The following is a 6,664-nucleotide window of genomic DNA, read 5'->3' as shown; positions in this document are numbered from 1 at the left end:
AAACCATCGGGGGTACTCGCGGAGCTCGATAAATCCCCCGATGGTTTAGCGGGAGCCTTCTGCCGACATTAAGGTAACGTGTGAGCGACTAGAATAACATTGCATCAAAGACTTATTACATAAATCTTTGATTGATACGTCAACCGCAGATGTCAGGCAGATTAACACAGATAAACGCAGATATTTTTAAGAACTGAGAGCGAATGAAAGCAATCTTGTCTCTTGATTGCGTATAATTACGATCGCCCAAAAACCACGCCTGCATTCCCCGATTCCCATTTGGGATATTTCTGCATCACACTAGCGTACATTTCTGAGTCTGTAAACTCTGTTAACCAAGCTTGTAGCCCAGGCCAGGGCTGTTGGTTGAACCAACCTTTATCGGTATGAGCAAATTGACGAACAAAAGGTGCGATCGCCATATCAGCCAATGCTACATTGTTACCAAACAAATATTTAGTCGCGCTTAACTGTGCATTTAGTTTGTCCAGGAATAAAGAACCTTCATAACGATGTACTTGGGCATCAACACCGGGATAACGATCGGGGTACTTATAACGGTCAAGATGATATTTAAATTTATCATCAAATTCAGCAATTAATGCTAGCATTTCTGTAACAGAACCTTGCTGTGGCATCAACCATTTTTCAGGATCGTGCTGTCTCAATGCCCACAACATGATATCGATACTTTGATCGAGTACGCGCCCGTCAACATCAATCAATATTGGTACCGTACCTTTGGCAGATACTTCCAACATCTCTGGTGGTTTGTCTCGCAAAACAACTTCCCGCAACTCACACACCCGATTGCTAACCATCAGCGCCAATCGTGCGCGCATAGCATAGGGACAGCGGCGGAAGGAATACAAAATTGGGTATGTTGCTGACATATAGTCATTAGTCATTAGTCAGTAGTCATTAGTCATTAGTCATTAGTCATTAGTCATTAGTCATTAGTCATTAGTCAGTAGTCATTAGTCATTAGTCAGTAGTCATTAGTCAGTAGTCATTAGTCAGTAGTCATTAGGAAGAAGGAAGGCTTTAGAGTCAGAAACCGGGTTTCTTCCTTGATTTCACGCCGCCAAACCCGGTTTTTCAGAGAAACCCGGTTTCTTTGAGAAACGCGCTAATACTTGAGTTAGAAACCGGGTTTCTTCCTAGATTTCAAATCACCCAACCAGGTTTTTCAGAGAAACCCGGTTTCTGGGAGTTTACTCATACTATTCGATCGCACCATCTACTTTTTCCTTCGCATCGTAGCGTGCGCCGATATGTACTTGGTTGCGACGCTTAGCAAGCTCAATCTGACGTTGACGTTCAGATAAGGCTTGTTTTTTGGTTTCAGTTTTTGAGTCATGACAATGAGGACAACTCACACCAAGTACAAATAATTCAGAAGCCTTATCTTCCTGACTAATTGGGTGACGACAACCGCGACAAAGTTCATAGTTACCCGGCTTTAACCCCTGACCAACAGAAACCCGTTCATCAAAGACAAAACATTCACCTTCCCAACGACTTTCTGCTTCCGGCACCGTTTCCAAATATTTTAAAATTCCGCCTTCGAGATGATAGACTTCATCAAAACCTTGACTGCGCAAAAAAGCAGTAGATTTTTCGCAGCGAATACCACCCGTGCAAAACATTGCTATTTTGGGTTTATCGCGTAAAGCAGTTTCCCGCAGCACCCATTCAGGTAACTCAGAAAAGCTTTTTGTTTTTGGATTAATAGCGCCTTCAAAAGTACCCATAGATACCTCGAAGTCGTTACGCACATCAACTACGACAACATCGGGATCGTCAAGCAGCTTATTCCACTCATCAGGCTTAACATATTTGCCAGCCATGAGGGATGGATTAATATCCGGTATTCCCATCGTGACGATTTCGCGTTTTAAGCGTATTTTCAGGCGGTAAAACGGTGCTTTTTCTGAGAAAGATTCTTTGTGAACCAAATCAGCAAAACGCGCGTCACAGCGCAAGAATGCGAGCACTGCGCGTACGCCTTCGGATGAGCCTGCGATCGTGCCATTGATGCCTTCTTCTGCCAGCAAGATAGTGCCTTTGACGTTGTTGTGATTGCAACAATCGAGTAGGGGTGCTTTCAAGTCAGCAAAATCTGGTAGTTCAACGAACTTATATAAAGCAGCGGTTAAGAAATAAGCCATAGATTAAATTCATAGCACTAATTAATTTTCATAATTCTATGAAAATTCAGTCAAAGCGGACGGTGGGACTCGAACCCACGACGTTCAGCATGGGAAGCTGACATTCTACCGCTGAATTACGCCCGCGCTTAGTGTTTTTTAGCTGCTTTTACCTTCTTTAACATTCGAGGCGTCGCAGTAAAAAATGACTAGATAAACATCATACAACTATTTTCTGATTTTGAGTATACCATTTTGACAATCAATTTGGGGCGACAGCCGATCGCCCCTGCACCCGACAAAAAAGTCCTGCACCAAAGGCAGGACTTAATCTAACTTAAATTTCTTAGTCTCAAGCGAGAGGGACTTCGCATGACAAGAAGCGGTTTCAACCGCCGATCGAGGGCGATCGAGACTTTGCCGTTAGACGAACCGCAAAGATTTGCTGTCAATAGCCAGGAAAGAAACTGATTGGACGATCGCAATCAATTCCTCCGAGCTCCCAGTCTTCTTGAAAATAGCGGTTCCAGCAGGCAATCCTGTGGGAGAAGCGCCTAACTGGTAAGTGCTGGGAGCACCTTGAAGTTGGAGGATATCTTCGATCGGGTTGAAACCGACAATCAAAGCGTAGTCGGCTGCGCCAGTGCCGGTATCGACACCATCGTTGTAGTAGAACTTAGTTGCATCTCCCAGCAAGAAAGTATCATTGCCTTCTGCGCCAATCAGCGTATCGATTTCGCCGCGGCCTGGATTAGCAGCAGTGTAGTCAACGCCAACGAAGATGTCGTTACCTTTTGTGCTGTAGAGGAAATCGTTGCCGCTACCGCCAAACAACACATCATTATTTTCACCGCCGTACAGAGTATCGCTACCCTCGTCGCCGAGTAAAGTATTGTTGCCGAGTTCGCCTGCGAGGACATCGTTACCACCGCCGCCAAATATCAAATCGTCAGCTTTGCCACCTAATGCGGTATCTGCACCGTCGCCGCCGACAAGGGTATCGTTGCCCAGGTTGCCAAACAAGAGGTCGTTGCCAGCATCGCCGAATACACCGTCATCGCCTTTGCCGCCAAATAGGATGTCGTCGCCGCCATTGCCTCCCACGGTGTCGTTACCCTGGTTGCCATACAAGATATTGTTAGCTTCGCTGCCAACGATCGCGTCGTTGCCGCTGGTGCCGAGAATCTGTGGCAATTCGCTTGGTGCGGGCCGGTTGGTGAATGTGGGCGCGATCGGCTGTGTCAGGTTGAGAGCAGACGCGGGTGTAAACGGTGGAGGTGTTGGTGTTGTAGGTGTTGGGGTTGTGACTGGTGTTGTTACCGTTGTTGCGGGTATTGGCGTTGTGACTGGTGTTGTTACTGGTGTTGGTGTTGTAGGTGTTGGTGTTGTAGGTGTTGGCGTTGTAGGCGTTGGTGTGGTTGCTGGTGTAGGTGTTGGTGCAGCCGTAGCCTCAGTGAGATTAGCAGCGAGGATGTCGGTACCTGAGAGGTTGCCCATAGTTTCGATGAAGCCTGCACCTTCAACAGTCGCCGATGCACCGAAAAAGTCTAAAATCACCACGTCCTTAGCAGGGTCAGCGATTCCGTCTTGGTTGATGTCAATCAGCAAGCTAGTACCTTGTCGGCCCAAGCCTGTACTTCCCGATGACAGCGACAGCGACAGCGTAGGGCTGGTACTGATATCGTTGCTAAAATCCGTAAAGTCTAGGCGATCGATGCCACCAGCATCCTGAAGTGAAATTTGAGTCGCCACATCAGGCCGGATTAGATAGCGATCATTACCTGCACCGCCTTGTAGCACACTGCCATTACCAAATGCGGTATTGAGCGTATCATCGCCAGCACCTCCTTCTAAGGTGCTACCACCACTACCACCGAGATAGTCATTGCCGTCTCCCCCCAAAAGAAGGCTTCTGGAGCTACCCAAGAGGCTGTCATTGCCGACACCGCCATCCAAAGTTGTAGAGTCACTGCCGGCTCGCAGCGTGTCATCCCCATCCCCACCAGCCAAACTATCCTTGCCAACGAAACCTCCACTGAGAATGTCATTACCGGCACCCCCATCCAAGGTGTCCTCGCCGTCATCACCAATCAGGGAGTCATTCCCCCCACCTCCACTGAGGTTGTCGTTTCCTTCACCGCCTAGTAAGGTGTCGTTGCCGTCAACGCCACTGAGGGTGTCATTGCCACCCAGCCCTGAGATGTTGTCATTATCGGCAGTGCCTGTGAGGTTATCAGGGTTCGGAGTACCAGTGAGTGAATTGCTTCCTGGTGCAGCCGTAGCCTCAGTGAGATTAGCAGCGAGAATCGCCGTACCTGAGAGGTTGCCCACAGTTTCGATGAAGCCTGCACCCTCCAGCGTCGGCGATGCACCGAAGAAGTCTAAAATCACAATGTCATCGACAGGGCGGGCGATTCCGTCTTTGGTGATGTCAATCAGTAAACTCGTGCCTTGTCGGGCCAAGCCTGTATTTCCTGATGACAGCGACAGCGACAAGGTAGGGCTGGTGCTGATTTGGTCGTTAAAATTAACAAAGTCTAAGCGATCGATACCACCTGTATCCTGAATTTGAAATTGACTCTGCTGATTATCTTGCATGACATAGCGATCGCTACCTGCACCGCCTCGCAGCGTATTTCCGCCAAATCCGGTAAAGAGCGTATCATCGCCAGCACCGCCTTCTACAATGCTATTACCGCCACCACTGAGATAGTCATTGCCTGCACCGCCATCCAAGGTTGAAGAGAAACTTCCAAAAAGCGTGTCATCTCCATCGCCACCAGCGAGATTGCCAGTTGCACTCAGATAATCATTGCCTAAGCCGCCATCAAGGGTGTCAGTGCCATTGAAGCCACCAATCAGGGAATCATTTCCCCCACCTCCACTGAGGTTGTCGTTTCCTTCACCGCCTAGCAAGGTGTCATTGCCATCTAAGCCATTGAGGGTGTCGTTGCCGCCCAGCCCTGAGATGTTGTCATTACCGGCAGTACCTGTGAGGTTATCATTGCCGGGAGTACCGGTGAGTGCACTGAGCCCGCCTGCTACCGTAGCCTCCGTGAGATTAGCAGCGAGAATGGCACTACCAGAGAGGTTATTGATGGTTTCGATTAAGCCAACACCCCCAACAGTCGGCGATGCACCAAAAAAGTCTAAAATCACCAAATCATCCGTAGGGCGGGCTACCCCATCTCCGTTGGTGTCAATCAGCAGGCTAGTACCTTGTCGAGATAATCCTAGCTTTCCAGGTGACAAGGATAGAGAAACCTCTGTGCCCGCCAGGGAAAAAGTTCTAACGGAGAGCTGATCTGTACCACCGGTGTCCTGAATCTGACTTGGTACTCCAGTCACTGGAGATACATAGCTATCGTTGCCTCCACCTCCTCGCAACACCATGCCGCCATTGCTAGTGGAGGCAGTGAGCGTATCATCGCCAGCACCCCCATCTAAGGTGTTATTTGAGGAGAAATTATCGCCATAGAGAAAGTCATTCCCCTCACCGCCAAACAGGCTGATGTTTTGACCATCTGCCCCAAGTACATCATCGCCAGTACCGCCATCTAAGATGCTATTGTCAAGGCCTCTAAGATTGTCATTACCTGACCCTCCATCCAGGGTACTTTTGCCAAAGCCACTGAGGATGTCATTTCCTTCGCCCCCACTGAGGCTGTTGTCTCCTGCACCGCCATTCAAGGTGTCATTGCCATCTAAGCCACTGAGGGTGTCATTGCCCTCAAGGCCTGAGATGTTGTCATCGAGTGACGTGCCGACGAGAATGTCATTTGTGGATGTACCGAGAAGTGTTGCCATCTTTTTTCCTGCTTACGAATAACAGGCGAGGGCGATTTTTACATCGGCACCTGACCCTTAATTATCTATCAGGGCTTTTCCTCAAAAATTATGCAATTTTTCAAAGTTTTTTTGTGCGGCAAAGTTTGTTGTATTTGCGGCAAAAGATGTTATTATTCCTATCTGCATATTTGAACGATCGACAAAATCTGTATGTACGCACATATCAATTAAAAAAATTCAGCAACGATCGCCCGATCGGGAGCAACACCGCAGTCGGACACGGCACTGCCGTTTCCCTACCCGGAGGATATTTGTAGGGACACGGCAATGCCGTCTCCTGATTTGCAGCGACACCGCAGGAAAACACGGCATTGCGGAATGTAGGTTAAAATAGCTGCCCAACAATCGCAGGTTGCGGAAAACATACTAATACCATTTTTCTAAAGATGCGATAGAGATCCAGGACGACCGGGCTTTGTAATCTCGTTTACCTTTTGACGAAAGTCTGTCATAACTTTAAAAAAATGGTATCAGACGAGTCAAACCATCCGTGTATCCGTGTCAAAATCCGTGTAGTGCTGTGTGTCAAAATCACTAATTGTGCTCCATCTCTTCCCCGCGAGGGGGACAAGCAGCAACCAGCACGACACCATTGGTGACAAGTTAAGGAAAAAGGGAAATTGTCAAGGGTAGTATTGACATTGATCTGGATCGTGGGAAACTTA

Annotated in this window: 4 protein-coding genes and 1 tRNA gene; 1 reads left to right on the top strand and 4 read right to left on the bottom strand. The window is 48.1% G+C overall.

The features are described from left to right. Window positions 1-236 precede the first annotated feature (236 nt). From QUB70_RS31210 to QUB70_RS31195, 4 genes are all read right to left on the bottom strand, one after another. On the bottom strand, window positions 237-893 hold the full coding sequence (locus QUB70_RS31210; protein ID WP_332985629.1) for a glutathione S-transferase: 657 nt from the start codon (window positions 891-893) through the stop codon (window positions 237-239). A gap of 330 nt (window positions 894-1,223) precedes the next feature. Continuing rightward, entirely contained in the window at window positions 1,224-2,171 is a 948-nt protein-coding gene (gene trhO, locus QUB70_RS31205) for an oxygen-dependent tRNA uridine(34) hydroxylase TrhO (RefSeq protein ID WP_332985628.1), read from the bottom strand. A 54-nt stretch (window positions 2,172-2,225) separates the two neighbouring features. Then, window positions 2,226-2,297, bottom strand: a tRNA-Gly gene (locus QUB70_RS31200). A 276-nt stretch (window positions 2,298-2,573) separates the two neighbouring features. Continuing rightward, window positions 2,574-5,957: a beta strand repeat-containing protein gene (locus tag QUB70_RS31195; RefSeq protein ID WP_332985626.1), complete on the bottom strand. Its 3,384-nt coding sequence runs from the start codon at window positions 5,955-5,957 to the stop codon at window positions 2,574-2,576. Between the two features lie 146 nt (window positions 5,958-6,103). On the opposite strand from QUB70_RS31195, the gene QUB70_RS31190 reads away from it, so the two are divergent. Next, window positions 6,104-6,256 (top strand): hypothetical protein, encoded by a 153-nt coding sequence (locus QUB70_RS31190; protein ID WP_332985625.1) that lies wholly within the window; start codon window positions 6,104-6,106, stop codon window positions 6,254-6,256. Window positions 6,257-6,664 lie beyond the last annotated feature (408 nt).

Origin of the sequence: Microcoleus sp. A003_D6 (genome assembly GCF_036702825.1) — a bacterium.
Lineage (GTDB): Bacteria > Cyanobacteriota > Cyanobacteriia > Cyanobacteriales > Microcoleaceae > Microcoleus.
Note: the sequence above shows the minus strand (reverse complement) of the source record. Positions and strands in the feature narration are given on the sequence as shown.

Excerpts from the sequence above, each read along its gene's own strand:
- QUB70_RS31210 (WP_332985629.1), bottom strand. The coding sequence starts at position 893 with ATGTCAGCAACATACCCAATTTTGTATTCCTTCCGCCGCTGTCCCTAT.
- trhO (WP_332985628.1), bottom strand. The coding sequence starts at position 2,171 with ATGGCTTATTTCTTAACCGCTGCTTTATATAAGTTCGTTGAACTACCA.
- QUB70_RS31195 (WP_332985626.1), bottom strand. The coding sequence starts at position 5,957 with ATGGCAACACTTCTCGGTACATCCACAAATGACATTCTCGTCGGCACG.
- QUB70_RS31190 (WP_332985625.1), top strand. The coding sequence starts at position 6,104 with ATGTTATTATTCCTATCTGCATATTTGAACGATCGACAAAATCTGTAT.